Consider the following 16,087-nt stretch of genomic DNA (forward strand, 5'->3'; position numbering starts at 1 on the left):
CAAGACGATCCCGGTGGATGTTCCAGGAGGGAGAGGATGTTGTGGGGAGTCGAACCCTGAGGAGAACGGGTGCGGGTGACGCACCGGCCGGATCTACCGCTAAGGTGAACCCAAGCGGACAGCTGTCCACTTATGTGTCGAACCTAGCGGACGACTGTCCGCTCAGCAAGGACGGACTCGGCCGTGCTTCCGGGAGGAGGACACGTGCACGACGAGAAGGGCGCACCTCTGCGCCCGGACGCACAGCGCAACCGTGAGCGCATCCTGGACGTCGCACTGGCCGAGCTGACGCGGGCGGCCGATGTCCCGTTGAGCACGATCGCGAAGAAGGCGGGCGTCGGGCAGGGAACGTTCTACCGCAACTTCCCCAACCGCGAGGCCCTCGTCCTGGAGGTGTACCGCCACGAGATGCAGCAGGTGGCCGACACGGCGGTCCAGTTGCTCGGGACCCGGGCCCCCGACCGGGCGCTGAGGGAGTGGATGGACCGCCTCGCCCAGTACGCCATGGCCAAGGCGGGCCTGGCGGACGCGTTGCGCAAGTCCACCGGCCGGCACGGCAGTCTGGCCCGGCTGGGGCACGGTCCCGTGACCCGGGCGGTCACACTCCTGCTGAACGCGAACGAGCGGGCCGGAACCATCCGGCCGGGGCTGACCCCTGACGACTTCGTCCTGGCCATCGCGGGGCTCTGGCAGATCGACCCGCACAGTGACTGGCAGCCGCGAGCGAAGCGCCTGCTGGACCTGGTGATGGACGGGCTGCGGTCGGGCGCCCCCGGTGCGGCAGGGCGTGCACCGGACGGCGCGACGACGGACGGGGCTTCCCTGGAGGGGAGTTGACCGCCGGGCGGCAGTCCCCGTGATCGGCGCTGCCCGGCGCGCCGCTCTCCGGCAGGATCTGACGGCGCACGGTCGGCGTGACGCCCGGCATGTGTGTCCGGTCATGAGATCGAGCGTGGCCGGAACCGCGCGGTGCGTATGGTGCGGAGATGATCGCTGTACCAGAGGTGTTCGCACGGGCCACGATCGAGCGCGAGGGCGAGCCCGGTGCGCGATGGCTGGCCGAACTGCCCTCGATCGTCACGGAGCTGTCGGAGCGCTGGTCGTGCGAACCGGACGGTGAGGTCATGCACGGAGGCGTCGTTCTCATCGTTCCGGTGCGACGGCCGGCCGAGGGGGAGGCCGTGCTGAAGGTGTCGTTTCCCCACCCGGGGAACGTCCATGAGCCGGACGCGTTCATGGCCTGGGGCGGGCGCGGAGCCGTGCAGTTGTACGAGCGCGACGACAGGCGCTTCGCGATGCTGCTGGAGCGGGCCCGGCCGTCGACGCTGGGCGAGACCGGGGAGGGCGACGAGGTGGTGCGGGTCGCGGGGCGGCTCAGCCGTCGGCCGGCCGTCCCCGCACCGCCCGGACTGCCCCGGCTCCGTGAACGGGCGGATGCCCGGGAAGTGCAGTTCCCTGCGGGACGCCGAGGCGTTGTCGCACGGACCGTCCCGCTACGCGGTGGACGCGGCCGTGGCGACGGCCCGTGAGCTGGGGCGCGATCAGCCGGAGACCCTCATCCACGGTGACCTGCAGCCGCTTCATTGGGCAAGTCGCTTGTCGGGATTGAGGTCGTCGCCCTGCCTTGTCCGACGAGGTAGTCGGCTGCGGGGCATGCGGCGGGGTGGCTATTGGGCGACGTAGCCGCCGTCGACGGGCAGGGCGATGCCGGTGACGTAGCTGGCGCCGTTGCTGCAGAGCCGGAGGACGGCCTGGGCGATCTCGTCGGCGGTGCCGAGCCGGTCGATGGCCTGGCCTGCTTCGGCCTGGTGGCGGTCGAGCTCTCAGCCTTCGACCATGGCGTCGACCATGGGGGTGCTGATGGTGCCGGGGCGGACGGCGTTGATCCGGGCGCCGCGGGAGCCGTATTCGAGGGCGACGCTCTTGGTGAGGCCGATGACGCCGTGCTTGGACGCGTGGTGGGCGGCGCGGCCGGGGTTGCCGACGAGGCCGCCGAGGGAGGAGCAGTTGACGATCGCGCCGCTGCCCTGGGTGCGCATGCGGCGCAGTTCGTTCTTGGTGCTCGCCCAGATGCCCCGGAGGTTGATGTCCTGGACGCGGTCGAACTGCTCGGCGCTCTCGTCGGCGGCGTCGGTGGGCGGGGGCGTGATCCCGGCGTTGTTGTTGGCCATGTCGAGGCGGCCGAAGGCGTCGACGGTGCGGTCGACGGCGGCGGCGACCTGGCCTTCATCGGTGACGTCGCAGACCAGTGCAAGGACCTGTTGGCCGTCGTCGGGGAGCTGCTTCGCGCCGGCGTTGACGGCGTCCTCGTTGATGTCGGCGAGGCCGACGGCCGCGCCTGCTTCGGCGAAGGCGCGGGCGGTGGCCAGACCCATGCCGGAGGACGCGCCCGTGACGAAGGCGACCTGACCGGTGAAGTCGTAGGTGGGGTTCATGACTTCGGCTGCCAACAAGGTTGGTGCGGGTGTGGAGTTCAGCGCGCGGATGTGGTGACCGCGGTCCGCGGCTGTTCGGTGTCGGTGGTGTGGTGGGCGACGATCCGAGAGGGGCCGGTGGTGCCGCGCAGCGCGAGGGCGATCAGGGGCAGCAGGGTGAGCGCGGCGAAGACCGCGCCGACCAGGGCCGGACCGGTCAGGCCGAGCGAGGAGTCCAGGGCCCGCCCGGCGACGAGGGAACCGGCGGCGATGCCGGTGTTGTAGCCGGAGGTGGTCAGCGCCGAGGTCAGGGTGGGGGCGTCGCCGGCGAAGCGGACGGCGAGGGAGGTGACGACTGGGTTGACGGTGAACCCGGCCAGCGCCATGCCGAACACCAGGATCACGGCGGCCACCGGGCTGTCGGAGGCGGGGATCAGGACCAGCAGGATGAGGGAGGTGGCTGCCGACGCGGTGATCGTGGTGACCATCGGGCGCCGGTCGCCGAGACGGCCGCCGATCGCGGTGCCGCCCAGCGCCCCGATACCGAAGGCGATCAGCACCAGCGGTACGGCGCCGGCCGGGATGCCCGCCCGGTCGGTCAGCAGCGGCGTGATGTAGGTGTACGTCGCCAGGACCCCGCCCATGATCAGCACAGCCGCGCCGAGGGCCAGCCACAGCCGCCCCTGCTTCAGGGCCCGGACCTCGGCGCGCACGGAGACTGCGGCTCGCTGTTCGGTGCGGGGGATGAACCGGCCGACGAACGCGGCGGCGAGCGCGGCGAGGACGGCGAGTGCCCAGAAGGGGCCGCGCCAGCCGGTGTAGTGGCCGACGAACGAGCCGATCGGCACGCCGATCACGTTGGCCAGGGTGAGGCCGCCCATCATGGCGCCGACCGCCCGGGTGGACCGGGTCGGACCCGCTGCGGTGGTGGCGATGACGAAGCCGACGGCCCAGAACGCTCCGGTGGCCAGGGCAGTGACCACGCGGGCCGTGAGCACGACGGTGAAGGAGGTGCTGAGCGCGGCGGCGGCGTGGCCGAGGGCGAAGACGGCGAGGGCGCCGATGAGGGTGTGGCGCTGGGGCAGGCGCAGGGTGGCCATGGCCATGGTGGGCCCGCCGACGATCATGCCGACGGCGAACGCGGTGATCAGGAGGCCGGCGTGGGACACGCTGATGTTCAGGTCGGCGGCCATCCCGGGCAGCAGTCCGGCGATGACGAACTCGGTGGTGCCCATCAGGAACGTGCCGGCGGCGAGCACCCAGACGACGAAGGGCAGCTTGCCGGGGGCGGACCCGGTGGCGGAGGGCATGCGAAAGCTTCTTCCCGTACGAGGAGGGGCGGTGCTGGGGGAGGTCAGGAGGCCGCCTCGATGGTGATCCGGTCGGCCCCGGCGAGCTGGTCGGCGTCGATATGGCCGAGGACCAGGAGGTCGGAGAAGGCGGAGGGGCCGTCCTTGTAGAAGAGGGCGAGGTTGCCCCAGGGGGCGTAGAAGGTGAGGTCCCCGGTCTTCGGTGCCTGCGGTTCGGGCGCGTTCTCGGTGGTCAGCTTCCTCGGCAGGTCGGCAATCCGCTCGGTCCCGTGGAAGTCCTTCAGGTCCAGGGTGAGCGGGAGTAGGGAGGCCAGGTCGCGGGCGGCGGGGCTGCCGTTCAAGGTCGCCTCGACCTCTTGGCCGTCGAGGGTGACGCGGATGTCCATCGGGGTGCTCCTGTCTGATCCGGTTGGGCTCTCCGACGCCGTAGCCGGTGCGGAGGGCGGCGCGGACGACGAGGCGGAAGCGCTGGTGGGGGTCTGCTCTGCGGAGGAGTCGTCTGAGCAGGCGGTCGCGGCCGGCAGCAGCACACCCGCGGTGGCGGCGGTGGTCGGGGCGCGGCGGAGGGTGGAGGTGGTCATGGGGTGCCGTCCTGCGGGTCGGGCATGAGCTCGGCGTAGTGGCGGAAGCCCGTGCGGTCGGTGTGCAGGCCGTACAGCAGCTCGGCCAGCTTCTCGGGGCTGGAGGTCGCGGAGTCGGGGCTGATCGCCCCGGGCACGATGAGCTGGGCTGCGTGGATGTTCTCCGGTGCGAGGGCGGTGTGGAGCATCTGCGCGTACGCGCTCTCGGCGGCGAACGCGATCGAGGTACCGGCCACGGTGCCCTTCGGGCGTACCGCGCTGCCGCCGTTGACGAACAGCAGGCTGCCCCGGCCCAGCTCCCGCATCCCGGGCAGGACCGCGTTCACACAGGTGACCGGGCCTTTTACGGAGAACGCCAGCGGGTCGTCCAGGTCGGCCGCCGTGGTGTCCAGGACCGGCTTCATGAAGTCGCTGCGGGGCACCGGGCTGAACTGAAGAATCTCGACGGGCCCCAGCGTGTCCGCGGCCTCGTGCAGGGCTGCGGTGAGGGAGGCGGGTTTGAGGACGTCGGCGGTGAAGCCACGGGCTTGGATGTCTTCCTGCGCCAGCTCGTACACCAGGTTGTCCTGGTGCTGGCTGCTGCGCGAGAGCAGGGCGACGGTGTGGCCCGCCTTGCCGAAGCGGCGGGCGGCAGCCAGACCCAGGCCGGGGCCGGCGCCGACGAGAGCGAAGGTGGTCACGGGAATTCTCCCTACGAAATGGGCGAGGTGGGGCGCTTCCGGGGTGCGGGACGGTGCTGGCCGCGTTCAGCCGGTGGCCGGAGCGACGTGGTACTCCTCGTCGGTGACGGGGTTCAGCCAGTGCACGACGTCGTGGGTGTCGTCGCCCTCGTTGATGGCCAGGTGGACCATCAGCCGGTTTGGCGCGGCACCGTGCCAGTGCTCCTCGTCGGCCTCGAAGAGGACACGGTCGCCGGGCCGGATGACCTCCACCGGACCACCCCGGCGCTGGCACAGGCCGACGCCTTCGGTGACGAAGACGGTCTGGCCCAGCGGGTGGCGGTGCCAGTGGGTGCGGGCGCCGGGCATGAAGTGCACCAGGTTGGCGGTGACCCGGGACGGGGCGGGGGCTGCGGCGACGGCGTCGATGTAGACGTCGCCGGTGAACCAGTCCGCCGGCCCTTTCGCGGTGTCGATCGAGCTGCGGGTGATCTGCACGGAGAATCTCCTCGTACGAGTGCGGGGGTGGGACGGCGTAAGGGGGTCAGGGGGTCAGGAGCGTCTTGATGGCGCGGCGCTCGTCCATCGCCCGGTAGCCCTCGGAGACCTGGTCCAGGGGGAGAGTGACGTCGAAGACCTTGCCCGGGTCGATCGCACCCGTGAGGACGCGATCGATGAGGTCGGGCAGGTAGCGGCGTACGGGGGCGGGGCCGCCGCGCAGGCCGACGTGGGAGAAGAACAGTTCCTGGCCGTCGATGCCGACCTCGTGAGGGACGCCGACGAAGCCGACGTTGCCGCCGGGGCGGGTGGAGTGCAGGGCCTGGCTCATGGACTGCTGTGTGCCGACGCACTCCAGGACGCTGTCCGCGCCGATCCCGCCGGTCAGTTCCTTGATCCGGGCCGCACCCTCTTCACCGCGCTCGGTGACGATATCGGTGGCGCCGAACTCCCGGGCGAGCTTCTGCCGGCTCTCGTGGCGGGACATGGCGATGATCCGCTCGGCGCCCATCTCCTTCGCCGCGATCACCGCGCACAGGCCGACCGCGCCGTCACCGACGACCACAGCGGTCGAGCCCGGCCTGACCTCGGCGGCCTCCGCTGCCCACCAGCCGGTGCCCATCACGTCCGAGACGGCCAGCAGACCGGGCCACAGATCCTCACCCGGCACGTCCTCGGTGGCGACTAGGGTTCCCTGGGCGTTGGGGATGCGGACGTACTCGGCCTGGCAGGTGGACATGAACTCGCGGTTCAGGCAGTTCGACTGGAAGCCGTTGCGGCAGTTCGCGCAGGTGTTGTCCGAGGTGGCGAACGAGCCGACGACGAACTGGCCCGGCTTCACCGAGGTGACCTCGGATCCGACCTCTTCGACGAAGCCGACGTACTCGTGGCCCATGGGATGTGCGTGCTCCGTCGGCTCCGCGCCGCGATAGGGCCACAGGTCGGAACCGCACACGCAGGTCACGGCCGTCCGGATGACGGCGTCGGTCGGCTTGAGGATCTTGGCATCGTCCACGGTCTCGAACCGGATGTCACGGGGGGCGTGGATCACTGCTCCGCGCATGAGAAAGACTCCTTGCCTGCTGAAGCCTGCCGACGCCGGGAGGGTTCCGGCAGGCCACCGAATGAGTGAGGGCCCCGGCGCAGAAAGCGATTCCGCCGCCTGCGGGCCCGGGGGGCTCGGCGCCCGGCCCGCCCGTTGTGACGGGCTGACGGCGAGCGCCACGTCAACCAGGTAACCCCCATCCCGCCCGGACAGCGAGTCACTGACGAGGGGTGTACCAGCAGTACATCCCTCCTATCCCGGGCAGGCCGTACCGTCGAAGGCATGGACAACCGCGAGGAGGTCCGCGAGTTCCTCACCTCGCGGCGAGCCAAGATCACCCCCGAGAAGGCCGGACTGCCGGCAGGCCCCCGACGCCGGGTTCCCGGTCTTCGCAGAAGCGAGGTCGCTGCCCTGGCCGACATGAGCGTCGAGTACTACGCCAAGCTCGAACGCGGCAACCTCGCCGGCGTCTCACCGTCCGTCCTGGAAGCTCTCGCCCGGGCTCTTCAGCTCGATGACGCCGAACGTGCCCACCTGCTGAACCTGGCCCAGGCCGCCGACGGATCCGACGTCCTCAACCGCCCCCGCCGACGGCGTACGAAGGACCAGTGGCGGCCGCACCGCAGCCTGCAATGGACCTTGGACGCCATCACCGCAGGTCCCGCGTTCGTCCGCAACGGCCGCATGGACATCCTGGCCGCCAACCCGCTCGCCCGCGCCTTCTACGCCGACGTCTACGCCACCCCCGGCAACCAGGCGAACCTGGCCCGCTTCAACTTCCTCGACCCCGCCTCGCGCCGCTTCTACCCCGACTGGGACCTCTTCGCTGACGTCGCCGTGGCCATCCTGCGCACCGAAGCCGGGCGAAATCCGCACGACAAGGACCTGCACGACCTCGTCGGCGAGCTGTCCACCCGCAGCGAGGAATTCCGCACCCGCTGGGGCGCCCACAACGTCCGCCACCACGGCACCGGCACCAAACGCTTCCACCACTCGGCCGTCGGAGAGCTCACCCTCGCCTTCGAGGGCCTGGAAATGGCCGCCGAACCCGGCCTTACCCTCACCATCTACACCGCCGAACCCCGCTCACCCTCCGAAGAAGGACTGCGCCTGCTCGCCTCCTGGGCTGCCACCCAGAACAGCGACAGCCCTTCCACCACGGAGAACGCGGGCCGGTAGCGACACCACACCGGGCAGCTGGGCCACAAAGAACCACGGTGGTCACCTCTCATGGTGCTCGGCGCGGATCTGGTCGACGACGAGCGTCACTTTGCGCTCCTCTCGTGGCGGTGTTCATGGGAGGGGCCCAGCTTCAATCGGGCACTCGTCTGGTTTCTCGCGGGCCCGGAAGCCGGGCGACCTGCTGAGCCGCTGCGAGTTCTTCGCGGGCCTGCTCCAGCTCCAGGGACAGCTCGGTGGCAGCGCGCACCAGGGCGCGAACCCTTTCGCGCTCCGCCGCGAGTTCCGCCTTGATCTTCGCCAGGGCCTCGCGCAGCACGATGTTCTCGTCGGCCATGTCCTGGACGATCTGAGGAGTGAAGTTCTGCGCCTTGGCCCGTGCCCGGAACTCATCCACAAGCTCCTTGTGATCGCCGTAGACGACGTCGCGCCGTAGCCCACACTCGGCGATCAACTCGGCCCCCGTGAGCTTTCCGACGGGCGAGCGCGGGGGTGTCCCAGCCAGAAGGCGTTCTGCGGCGGCGCGTATCTCCTGACGCTCGGCTTCCCGGTCTCGGTTCTTCCGCGTCATGCGACCCGACCGCCTTCCACGTGCGTGACTTCCGGGGCGTGACGCCTCGTGCCGCTCGATCACCGCGCAGATCTGCGCCGCCTTCGCGGCAGCTCGGTCCCGGTGCGGACGTGGAGTCATCGGGTCACGAGCCTCGGTTTCCAGGACGAGCGGACGCATGCGGTGATCGGCGATGTCCCGGTCGGTGCAGGCGAGGCTTGCGCAGGTGCTGTGACACCGCGATTCATCGGGCCCATCGTCGGCGGGCAAGCCCAGCAGCAGCTTCTCCTCGCGGCACTCGGCGGTTTCGGCACGATGAACGCAGGTCATGGCTTCGCTACGATGAATATCGGTGTCGCTCTGCTCAAGGAGCCGCTTGACGCTCGTGCGCGCGCGTACGGTGCGGCCGAGGAAGGTCGCCGCGCCGGCGGTGCGGCGACGGTACTCAGTTGCGGCCGGCCCGCTGACGTGCTCGTTGTCCTCATCAAGGCGGGTCCAGTCATCCTCGGACTGTTCGAGGACCATCTCCAGTCGCTCCACGGCGACGTCGTCCAGCCAGGAATCGTCGCCGGTGGCGGCCATCGGTGGGGGTGAAGGTGGAGTTCACCCAGTCCTGGAGCCGCTGCAGCTCACGGATGGTCTTGCTGGAGCCCCACGTCAGGGTGCCCATTCGACGACTCTTGCGGCCGCTGCTGCCGGGCAGGCGGGTCGGGAAGAGCAGGTCGGTTGCGTGGAGCGTCTCCAGAAGGTCGATGGCCTGGTGTACGAGGCGCCCGAGCACCAGCAGCTCCCCGGAATCGGGATCCTCCGCACGGCAGCCACGGCGCGGATCAGCGCCTCGACCTCTTGGGTCTCCTCGCTGTCCAGCAACTCCATCAAGTAACCGACTTGCAGCGCGGTAAATGGCTCCGGATACGTCTCCCGCGTTGTGGACGGGTCCGCGTGCCCCAACATGAGGGACAGCGCGTGCCACACGCCGCCGAACATCTCCCGGATGTCGTGAAGTTCCTGCTCGGTGAACCCGTCCAGCTGGTGCTGCCACACCGTCGAGAGCAGCGAATACCACTCAAGGGCCCTCGAACTTCTTCGGTATCCCGTTCGGCGACCGCCACAGCGCCAGCGGCTCCAGCCCTGTCGTGGTGCGCCGGAACAGCAGACGGCGCTCGTCGGGGCCCAATACGTCCACCGAGAGCGATCCCCGCTCTCCAGATACAGCAGCCGGCTTCGGACGTTGTAGCCACGTACCGCCCGCTTATACGGGATCTTCTCGTAGGTCCCTCGCCGTTGGGCCCGGCGTATCGCCTGCGTCCGAGGCCCCTCCAACGGGTCGGCGTAGCCCTCGACCTCCCGCAGCACTGCCCTCGGTATTCGGTACCACCGCCCCACCTTGGCGCCCTTCACGCACGCCGCCGCCAGCCAGGCCCGTGCAAGACGGCCTCCAGCGGAACGTGGCATCTCTACATCCAGGACGCTTCCCCACTCCTGAAGGCGCAGCCCCGTGCCGTACAACCCGTCGACGAAGGCCGCATCCCGGTCCTCGTTCGGTCCCGACCAGCCAGCTCTGCGCAACCCGTCGAAGCCCTAGCCGCGCAGACCGATGTCCCGCCACTGCTCGAAGGGCGCACGCAGCATCCACTTCACCTGCCGACCATGTGAACCCGCCGGCCGGAGCCCATCGCGCCGCTCTCATCCAGGACCGACCTCCTGTGCAGAACGGCCGCCGGAGTTCGAGGCCAGGGCGACCCCGGACACCGGGTTCTGGACCCCGTACTTCCCGAACGCCCAGGTGTAGAAGGTATTCAGAGCGGCACGGTCCGTGTCGAAGCCGGCTTCCTTGATCCGGTCGTCATTACGTACATCGGTCAGGCGCCAGTCCTTGAACGCCTCCACGTCCCGGGCCGTGACCTCCCACCAGCGCTTTCCGAACACCTGTAGGGAGTTCAACCACACGACCAGCGTGTACGCGTACCGCTTCCAAGTCCGGGCCCCGCGCCCCTTCACCGGCGAGACGCGAAAGAACAGATTCACGCCTGGATCGGCAAAGCCCGAGACAGTGAACAGGACCGGCGTGCCATGCTGAGCTTCGTTCCTCGCCGCCCGGTCGTGCAGATCACCGAATCCTCCGAGCATGCCCTCACCGAAGGACGGCGGCGGCTGGGGTACGTCGGAGACCCCGCGTACGACGGGGGCCTGTTGCTCAAGACCTGGGCGCCGACGCTCCACGCGTCGGGTGACCTGCGGACGGGGCTGCACCGGGCCCTCGGGATTTTCGCCGAGGCGGCCGGTCTGGATCCCGAACGCGTGCGGCGCTGGGCGCAGTTCCATGCGGTCAAGGGCGCGTTCTGGGGGCGTCGGCATGGATTCCGCCGGGCGCGCGGAGGGCCGCGGCTGGAACTGCTCACGCAGCTCATGGACTCCATGGCGGAGTCGCTCTCCGGACGGCGGTAGCGCGTCCCGCGGCCGACGTGGGGAGCGCGCGGGAGCGGTGCGGGGTGCGTGGGTCCGGTCCCGGAGCGCGGGCCGGTGTTGTCAGTGGTGTGGTGCATGATCGGGTGCATCGGCTCTTCGAAGGAGATGGGGCACCATGCCGGTCACGAACCACCAGGTCAGCGAGCGCGCCTTCCTGCATCGGCTGTACGCGGACGAGTACTTTCCGGACCGCGTTCTCGACAAGGGCAAGGCGATCCTGCTGAGCCTGTGCGAACGGATCGAGGCGGAGCGGCCCGCGGATCTGTCGGCCCTGTACGGGCTCACGGAGTTCGCGACCGAGCAGTTCAATCTGCTGGAGGCAGAGTTCGAGGCGGCGGGGAGCGGGATCGAGACCGTGGCGCGGGAGGAGATAGGCGAGGACTTCTGGTTCGTGGCGACGGCGTACGGATTCCCGGACGCGGATCCGGAGGAGCTGATCGCCGCCAGGGAGTGGTGAGCGCGATGGCGGGGTCGGAGGGGGCACGGTAGGCGTTCCATGAAGGGGGTTCCGCCGTGGGCGGGTTCCCGTGGGCCGGTGCTGGGGTCCTTACGGGCCGCGGGCCCGGCCGGAGCGGTCCGGGCCCGAGCGGTTCGGCGCAGCGCCCTTGCGTCCTCGGTGCTCGTCAGTCGGCGACCGGCGATGGCCGTGTGCCGTCACCGGGCGGGCGTCCATGGTGCGAGGTGTCCAACGCGGCGAGGCCGTGACGGACCGCGGCTGATGTCCTGTCGAGTTGCTCCCGTTCATCGACGCGCCAGTCGGAGCCGATGCGGAAGGGGTCGCCCTCGAAGCGCGGGATGACGTGGAGGTGCACATGGAAGACCTCTTGGAAGGCCGCTCTGCCATCCGCGAGGAGCAGGTTGACGCCCTCGCAGCGCAGTCCTGAGCGGCGCAGCGCCCGCCCGAGGCGATGGGCCGACGTCCAGACCCGGGCGCCGATGTCCTCCTGAAGGTCCTCCAGGCCCACCGCGTGTGTCCTGGGAACGACGAGCAAGTGGCCCGGATTGACCGGCCGCAGATCCATGAAGGCGATCACCGACTCGTCCTCGTGGACAATGCTCGCCTCGGCCTCACCACGCACGATCGCGCAGAAGACGCATGCGTCAGTCGCCATGAGCCGCCCCCTTCGTCCTGGTCGCCGGTGCGCCCGGCGACCACGTCCGGTCGTTGCGGGGGCGTACGGTCGAGCGTTCCGGACGGCCAGGGTAGGGCACATGGTCTGCGACCGGCGGACGAGGGCGGACGCGGGGGCCAAGCGGCTCAGCGGTAGGCGGCGAGGAAGGCGCGGACACCGGCAGTGGCGTAGTGGTCGAGGTCGGCCTGGGTGTGCTGGGGGCCTCCGTGGAACATCGCCTGGTTCACCGGGATCCACATCAGCAGGCCCGAGAAGTGATGGGCGGCCAGGAGCGGTTCGTCGACCGTGAGCAGTCCGTCCTCGGCCAGGCGCTGGAACGTGGCCGCCAGGGTGGCCAGGACTCGCTCGAAGCCCTGCTCGTACCAGGCCGCACCGAGCTCGGGAAAGAGGTCCGCGTTGGCGATGACCAGGCGCCGCAGCTGAAGCACCTGCGGCTGCGTGAGGGCGGCGAGGAACTGCCGGGCGAGGCGGGTCAGGTTCTCGTCCAGTGTGTCGGCGTCGGACGGGACATCGGCCACCAGACCGATCATGCCGTCGAGGCGGTCGGTGGTGGCCAGGACGATCTCGGAGAACAGCTTCTCCTTGTCCGAGAAGTGCTTGTAGACGGTCTGCTTGGAGACGGCCGCCAGTTTCGCGATGTCGTCCATGCTCGTGCCGGAGTAGCCCTTCTCCATGAACACCCCGGTCGCGGCCTCCATGATTGCCTGCCGCTTCCGTGCCGACCTGCCCTGCTCGTTCGCTTCCACGCTGCCTCCCTGACCCCACAGTACTGGACAGTCCAGTTCACTTGTGAGTACTGTACCGTCCAGTTCCCGACAGTACTGAACCGTCTAGTTCTGACGACGGATACGACGGAGGAGGGCTTCCATGACCCGGACGACCCATGTCCCGACGCCCGGCCCGACCGTGGACGGCCCAGCCGTCCCGGCCCGGCGGACGACGCGGGCCCTGCTGTCCGGCGGTGTCGTGGCGGGCCCGTTGTTCCTCGGTGCGGGCGTGATCCAGGGCCTTGGCCGGGAAGGATTCGATTTCACCCGCAACGCGATCAGCCAGCTCGGCCTCGGCGACCTGGGCTGGATCCAGGTGACCGGCTTCGTGCTCACGGGGGTGCTCACCATCGCCGGCGCGATCGGGATGCACCGGGTGCTTCGCGATGCCCCCGGTGGGGTCTGGGCCCCGCGCCTGGTCGGTGTGTTCGGGACCTCGTTCCTCCTCGCCGGGGTGTTCACCGCCGACCCCGGCGCCGGGTTTCCGGCCGGTGCCCCGGAGGGGGCGGCCTCCTCGCCGAGTGCGCACGGTGCCGTCCACATGCTCAGCGGGATGGTGGGCTACCTCGCGCTCTGCGCCGCGTCCTTCGTGCTGGCCCGGCTGTTCGCCGCCCGGCGCCGGCGCGGCTGGGCCATCGCCTGCCGCCTCGTGCCGGTGGGCGTCCTCGCCGGTTTCGCGGGCTCCTCGGCCTCCGTCCTGGCCTTCACGCTCGGAGCCGGACTCGGCCTTCTCTGGCTCACCGTACTGTCGGCCCGGCTGCTCACCGCCGACCCCACCGCTCAGCCGTAGCCCTCCCCGCCACCACTCGTGGGCCGGGCGGCGGGAACGCAGCGAACATCCCGGACCACCACATGCACAGAACAGGACATCGAGACATGACCGAACCGGCCAAGGGCCCTGCCAGCTACTTCCCCTCGATCGAGAAGAAGTACGGACGCCCGGTCACGGAGTGGAAGGATCTCATCCGGTCTTCTCCCCTCACCAAGCACATGGAACTGGTCTCCTGGCTCAAGACCGAGCACGGCCTGGGCCACGGCCATGCCAACGCGCTTGTCGCCCACACCCTCGCCGAGGACAGCGGTGGCAACAGGTGAACGGCCCCGCCCTCCTGCCCGCACGGCACGGAAACACCGACGGTGCGGCTGCCGGGGCCGGGGCCGTACGCCGTGGGAAAGATCCGGGTCAGGCAGGGGGCGCCGGGCGGAGCCAGTGGGGACCGATTGTCCAGCCGAGGAAGCGGCGCCCCCCGCCGGTGTCCGGGGAAGCACCGGCCGCAGCCCGGCGGAGGCCGGTCAGGGCCGGAGCCAGTCGGGCCCGGACATGCTCCGGGTGACGGGCCGTCTCCTCATCGAGCCGGGCGATCACCCGGGCCTGTTCCGCGGCGTCGCAGAGCGACAGGCAGAACACCATCTGACGCCATGCGTACGCCGCGTCCTTGATGGTGGAGAGCGGCCGAGGGTTGCCGTGTATCCGGGCGGTCAGCAGGCACACGGTGGCGAAACAGCGCAGGGCCAGGTCGCCCCATCCGGGCTCCGGACGGATACCGATCCGGCCGACCAGGGTGGCCAGGTTGTGGGTCGTCAGGATCTGGGCCTGCTCGATCACCTTGCCGTTGGCCGCCACGGACCAGCCCCGGACGCTCGGCTCACCGGCCCGTTCGGCACACAGCTTCGCGAAACCCGGCGAGGTGCGCGCCCGGTGGGAACGGCCCAGGGACTCGCTCGCCTCGATGACCGCGAGGTTGCGGACGGCGGCGTAGTCGATGGCGTAGTAGCGCTCGTAGAGCGTTCCGCCGAGCAGGTCGGCGGCGACCCGCGCCGCCGCGAGGAACTTCGGCGTGAACGTCCCCATGAAGATGTCCGAGGCCAACTCCTCGACGAACGGTGCGCCGGCCTCGCTCCGTCGGGCGAGTACACCGAACTCGCGCACCAGCGGGTTGGGCAGGAGCGTGCCGGGAAACGCCTGCACGGCCAGTTCGCCGAGCCGGCGCAGCAGGGTGAGCACCGCCTCCTGGCCCCGGTCGTCCGAGCGGTACGCGGACACCGCGCGTATCCAGGGCAGTTCCTCGACCCGCGTCTGCCGGGCGAGGTGGAGCAGAAGCAGCGAACGGCGGTTGCGGAACGCCCGGTAGTGCGCGGCGACCAGGGTGCGCAGTGCCCGGTCCTGGTACTCCTGGGAGCCGGTCGCCGCGACCAGCTGCGGCACCAGTTCGGCCAGGACCTCGGCCGAGGGCACCACACCGCGCTCCACGAGCGTGCTGATCGGCGCACTCAGCGCGGCCTCGACGACGCGCCGCACCGTCGCCGGGATCACCGCCCCCTCGGGCAGCCCGGTCTCGGTGGCCTCGTGGGCCGAGACGTCCGAGACCAGCGGTGCGGTGTCCGCCGTGCCGGTCCGCTGCGGGAGCCCGGACAGCCGGCGCAGGACGAGCTGGGCGAGCGCGTGGTGGGAGGGCCGGGCCGCCTGCGCCGCCTGCCGGGCGCGCAGCGCGCCGTGCCGCGCGGAGCCGGGACGGCCGCGCCGTCGGACCATGGACTCCACCGCGTGCCGCAGCAGCCCGAGCCGGCGCGCGTCCAGCGGCCGACCGGCGACGGTCTCCTCCAGCGCTCCGCGCAGGATGCCCAGATTCTCCTTCGGGTCGCGGTGCTTGGTGCAGCGGGTGTGGGCCGCGGCGAGCTCCCGGTAGCGCCGCAGGAGCACCGCCCCGCGCTCCCGCCAGGCCTCGTCGGGCACCCGGTCCAGCACGCGCCCCGTCCCGGCCGTCTCCAGCCAGTGGGCCAGCAGTTCGTCCCCGAAGGGCTGCCAGACCGAGAGGGCCTCGCGCTGGGTCTCCACCCCGGAGTGGGGCCGCCTGGCGGACATGGACGCGCCGACGTCACCGACCGTACGCCGGTGGACCGCCCGCGCATCCGGCGCGGGCAGGTCGGACGGGCGCGGCGTGAAACGCAGCCGGTCGGCCCACGGTTCGAGGACCTCGACGAGTTCCAGCGCACCGGCGACGTCCCCGGCCCGCACCAGCCACGCCACGAACAGCAGCGCGGCCTCCTCGGGCACGGCGATCTCGTAGCGCCCGCTGTCCAGCAACGCGTACAGCCGCGCCAGCCCCGCCTCGGTGAGGCAGTACGCGAACAGAGCCCCGCGCTCGGCGGGCACGCCCGCCCGGGACGCGGCTTCCCGCTCGTACGGCTGGAGCGGGCCCTCGGCGCTCGCGGCGGAGGTCGCGAACCCGCCGCGTACGACTTCCGGAGTTACCCAGACGGGCAGACCCGCCACCGGAGTGCGCGAACCGATGGTCAGGCGTCCCTCGGCCATGCCGGAGAGTACGGACTGCCAGCGGTCGACGCGGGTCGCGGCGCGGTCCCGGGTGCCGGCGTCGTCATGGGTCAGCCAGGTCCGGAAGGCCTGGGCCCGCATCGCCCGGGGATAGGCCGGTGCGTGCCCGGCCCCTGCGGAGTGCTGCTGCTCAGCGTCGTCGTTCATA

General features: G+C 70.7%; 17 protein-coding genes and 2 pseudogenes. 8 read left to right on the forward strand and 11 right to left on the reverse strand.

From position 1 onward, the window contains the following. Nucleotides 1-204 precede the first annotated feature (204 nt). Nucleotides 205-837: a TetR/AcrR family transcriptional regulator gene (locus ACFVFH_RS27710; protein WP_383773472.1), complete on the forward strand. Its 633-nt coding sequence runs from the start codon at nucleotides 205-207 to the stop codon at nucleotides 835-837. 149 nt (nucleotides 838-986) lie between these two features. After that, a pseudogene (locus ACFVFH_RS27715) lies at nucleotides 987-1,572 on the forward strand (aminoglycoside phosphotransferase family protein); the annotation flags it as partial. A gap of 95 nt (nucleotides 1,573-1,667) precedes the next feature. On the opposite strand, the pseudogene ACFVFH_RS27720 reads toward ACFVFH_RS27715, so the two are convergent. The 6 genes and pseudogenes from ACFVFH_RS27720 to ACFVFH_RS27745 form a co-directional block, all read right to left on the reverse strand. Next, nucleotides 1,668-2,435, reverse strand: a pseudogene (locus ACFVFH_RS27720) (SDR family NAD(P)-dependent oxidoreductase). A 38-nt stretch (nucleotides 2,436-2,473) separates the two neighbouring features. Next, a complete protein-coding gene (locus tag ACFVFH_RS27725; protein WP_383773474.1) occupies nucleotides 2,474-3,724 on the reverse strand; it encodes an MFS transporter in 1,251 nt (416 codons plus the stop codon). Nucleotides 3,725-3,768: 44 nt separating this feature from the next. Then, nucleotides 3,769-4,305, reverse strand: coding sequence for a cyclophilin-like fold protein (locus ACFVFH_RS27730; RefSeq protein ID WP_383773476.1), 537 nt, complete (start codon nucleotides 4,303-4,305; stop codon nucleotides 3,769-3,771). Further along, the gene (locus ACFVFH_RS27735) at nucleotides 4,302-4,985 is read right to left on the reverse strand and encodes an SDR family NAD(P)-dependent oxidoreductase (protein WP_383773478.1); all 684 of its coding nucleotides are present in this window, start codon (nucleotides 4,983-4,985) and stop codon (nucleotides 4,302-4,304) included. The genes ACFVFH_RS27730 and ACFVFH_RS27735 overlap by 4 nt, the downstream gene beginning before the upstream one ends. A 66-nt stretch (nucleotides 4,986-5,051) precedes the next feature. Continuing rightward, nucleotides 5,052-5,462, reverse strand: coding sequence for a cupin domain-containing protein (locus ACFVFH_RS27740; protein ID WP_383773480.1), 411 nt, complete (start codon nucleotides 5,460-5,462; stop codon nucleotides 5,052-5,054). Nucleotides 5,463-5,508: 46 nt separating this feature from the next. Next, on the reverse strand, nucleotides 5,509-6,525 hold the full coding sequence (locus ACFVFH_RS27745; protein ID WP_383773482.1) for a zinc-dependent alcohol dehydrogenase family protein: 1,017 nt from the start codon (nucleotides 6,523-6,525) through the stop codon (nucleotides 5,509-5,511). Between the two features lie 264 nt (nucleotides 6,526-6,789). On the opposite strand from ACFVFH_RS27745, the gene ACFVFH_RS27750 reads away from it, so the two are divergent. After that, a complete protein-coding gene (locus tag ACFVFH_RS27750; protein ID WP_383773484.1) occupies nucleotides 6,790-7,686 on the forward strand; it encodes a helix-turn-helix transcriptional regulator in 897 nt (298 codons plus the stop codon). Between the two features lie 133 nt (nucleotides 7,687-7,819). On the opposite strand, the gene ACFVFH_RS27755 is transcribed toward ACFVFH_RS27750, so the two are convergent. Beyond that, nucleotides 7,820-8,818: a hypothetical protein gene (locus ACFVFH_RS27755; protein WP_383773486.1), complete on the reverse strand. Its 999-nt coding sequence runs from the start codon at nucleotides 8,816-8,818 to the stop codon at nucleotides 7,820-7,822. A gap of 148 nt (nucleotides 8,819-8,966) precedes the next feature. On the opposite strand from ACFVFH_RS27755, the gene ACFVFH_RS27760 reads away from it, so the two are divergent. Further along, on the forward strand, nucleotides 8,967-9,119 hold the full coding sequence (locus tag ACFVFH_RS27760; RefSeq protein WP_383773488.1) for a hypothetical protein: 153 nt from the start codon (nucleotides 8,967-8,969) through the stop codon (nucleotides 9,117-9,119). Nucleotides 9,120-9,922: 803 nt separating this feature from the next. Here the strand turns inward: ACFVFH_RS27760 and ACFVFH_RS27765 are convergent. After that, the gene (locus ACFVFH_RS27765; protein ID WP_383773490.1) at nucleotides 9,923-10,366 is read right to left on the reverse strand and encodes a hypothetical protein; all 444 of its coding nucleotides are present in this window, start codon (nucleotides 10,364-10,366) and stop codon (nucleotides 9,923-9,925) included. Between ACFVFH_RS27765 and ACFVFH_RS27770 the strand changes: the two genes are divergently transcribed. After that, nucleotides 10,340-10,684 (forward strand): hypothetical protein, encoded by a 345-nt coding sequence (locus ACFVFH_RS27770; RefSeq protein WP_383773492.1) that lies wholly within the window; start codon nucleotides 10,340-10,342, stop codon nucleotides 10,682-10,684. The two genes, ACFVFH_RS27765 and ACFVFH_RS27770, sit on opposite strands and share 27 nt — an antisense overlap. Before the next feature lie 136 nt (nucleotides 10,685-10,820). Beyond that, nucleotides 10,821-11,162 (forward strand): DUF5713 family protein, encoded by a 342-nt coding sequence (locus tag ACFVFH_RS27775; protein ID WP_383773494.1) that lies wholly within the window; start codon nucleotides 10,821-10,823, stop codon nucleotides 11,160-11,162. A 166-nt stretch (nucleotides 11,163-11,328) separates the two neighbouring features. On the opposite strand, the gene ACFVFH_RS27780 is transcribed toward ACFVFH_RS27775, so the two are convergent. Together ACFVFH_RS27780 and ACFVFH_RS27785 are read right to left on the reverse strand one after the other, a co-directional pair. Then, on the reverse strand, nucleotides 11,329-11,817 hold the full coding sequence (locus ACFVFH_RS27780) for an HIT family protein (protein WP_383773496.1): 489 nt from the start codon (nucleotides 11,815-11,817) through the stop codon (nucleotides 11,329-11,331). 146 nt (nucleotides 11,818-11,963) lie between these two features. Then, the gene (locus tag ACFVFH_RS27785; protein ID WP_383773498.1) at nucleotides 11,964-12,584 is read right to left on the reverse strand and encodes a TetR/AcrR family transcriptional regulator C-terminal domain-containing protein; all 621 of its coding nucleotides are present in this window, start codon (nucleotides 12,582-12,584) and stop codon (nucleotides 11,964-11,966) included. Nucleotides 12,585-12,705: 121 nt separating this feature from the next. Between ACFVFH_RS27785 and ACFVFH_RS27790 the strand changes: the two genes are divergently transcribed. Then, nucleotides 12,706-13,395 (forward strand): DUF998 domain-containing protein, encoded by a 690-nt coding sequence (locus ACFVFH_RS27790; RefSeq protein WP_383773500.1) that lies wholly within the window; start codon nucleotides 12,706-12,708, stop codon nucleotides 13,393-13,395. 86 nt (nucleotides 13,396-13,481) lie between these two features. Then, nucleotides 13,482-13,700, forward strand: coding sequence for a DUF4287 domain-containing protein (locus ACFVFH_RS27795; protein ID WP_383773502.1), 219 nt, complete (start codon nucleotides 13,482-13,484; stop codon nucleotides 13,698-13,700). An 88-nt stretch (nucleotides 13,701-13,788) separates the two neighbouring features. On the opposite strand, the gene ACFVFH_RS27800 is transcribed toward ACFVFH_RS27795, so the two are convergent. Continuing rightward, entirely contained in the window at nucleotides 13,789-16,086 is a 2,298-nt protein-coding gene (locus tag ACFVFH_RS27800) for a hypothetical protein (protein WP_383773504.1), read from the reverse strand. Nucleotide 16,087 lies beyond the last annotated feature (1 nt).

Source organism: Streptomyces sp. NPDC057697, from assembly GCF_042799335.1.
Classification (GTDB): domain Bacteria; phylum Actinomycetota; class Actinomycetes; order Streptomycetales; family Streptomycetaceae; genus Streptomyces.

Bases quoted from the DNA above. Each gene is read 5' to 3' on its own strand.
- ACFVFH_RS27730 (WP_383773476.1), bottom strand. From the start codon at position 4,305: ATGACCACCTCCACCCTCCGCCGCGCCCCGACCACCGCCGCCACCGCG.
- ACFVFH_RS27750 (WP_383773484.1), top strand. From the start codon at position 6,790: ATGGACAACCGCGAGGAGGTCCGCGAGTTCCTCACCTCGCGGCGAGCC.
- ACFVFH_RS27725 (WP_383773474.1), bottom strand. From the start codon at position 3,724: ATGCCCTCCGCCACCGGGTCCGCCCCCGGCAAGCTGCCCTTCGTCGTC.
- ACFVFH_RS27755 (WP_383773486.1), bottom strand. From the start codon at position 8,818: ATGGCCGCCACCGGCGACGATTCCTGGCTGGACGACGTCGCCGTGGAG.
- ACFVFH_RS27775 (WP_383773494.1), top strand. From the start codon at position 10,821: ATGCCGGTCACGAACCACCAGGTCAGCGAGCGCGCCTTCCTGCATCGG.
- ACFVFH_RS27795 (WP_383773502.1), top strand. From the start codon at position 13,482: ATGACCGAACCGGCCAAGGGCCCTGCCAGCTACTTCCCCTCGATCGAG.
- ACFVFH_RS27745 (WP_383773482.1), bottom strand. From the start codon at position 6,525: ATGCGCGGAGCAGTGATCCACGCCCCCCGTGACATCCGGTTCGAGACC.
- ACFVFH_RS27765 (WP_383773490.1), bottom strand. From the start codon at position 10,366: ATGCTCGGAGGATTCGGTGATCTGCACGACCGGGCGGCGAGGAACGAA.
- ACFVFH_RS27780 (WP_383773496.1), bottom strand. From the start codon at position 11,817: ATGGCGACTGACGCATGCGTCTTCTGCGCGATCGTGCGTGGTGAGGCC.
- ACFVFH_RS27790 (WP_383773500.1), top strand. From the start codon at position 12,706: ATGACCCGGACGACCCATGTCCCGACGCCCGGCCCGACCGTGGACGGC.
- ACFVFH_RS27800 (WP_383773504.1), bottom strand. From the start codon at position 16,086: ATGAACGACGACGCTGAGCAGCAGCACTCCGCAGGGGCCGGGCACGCA.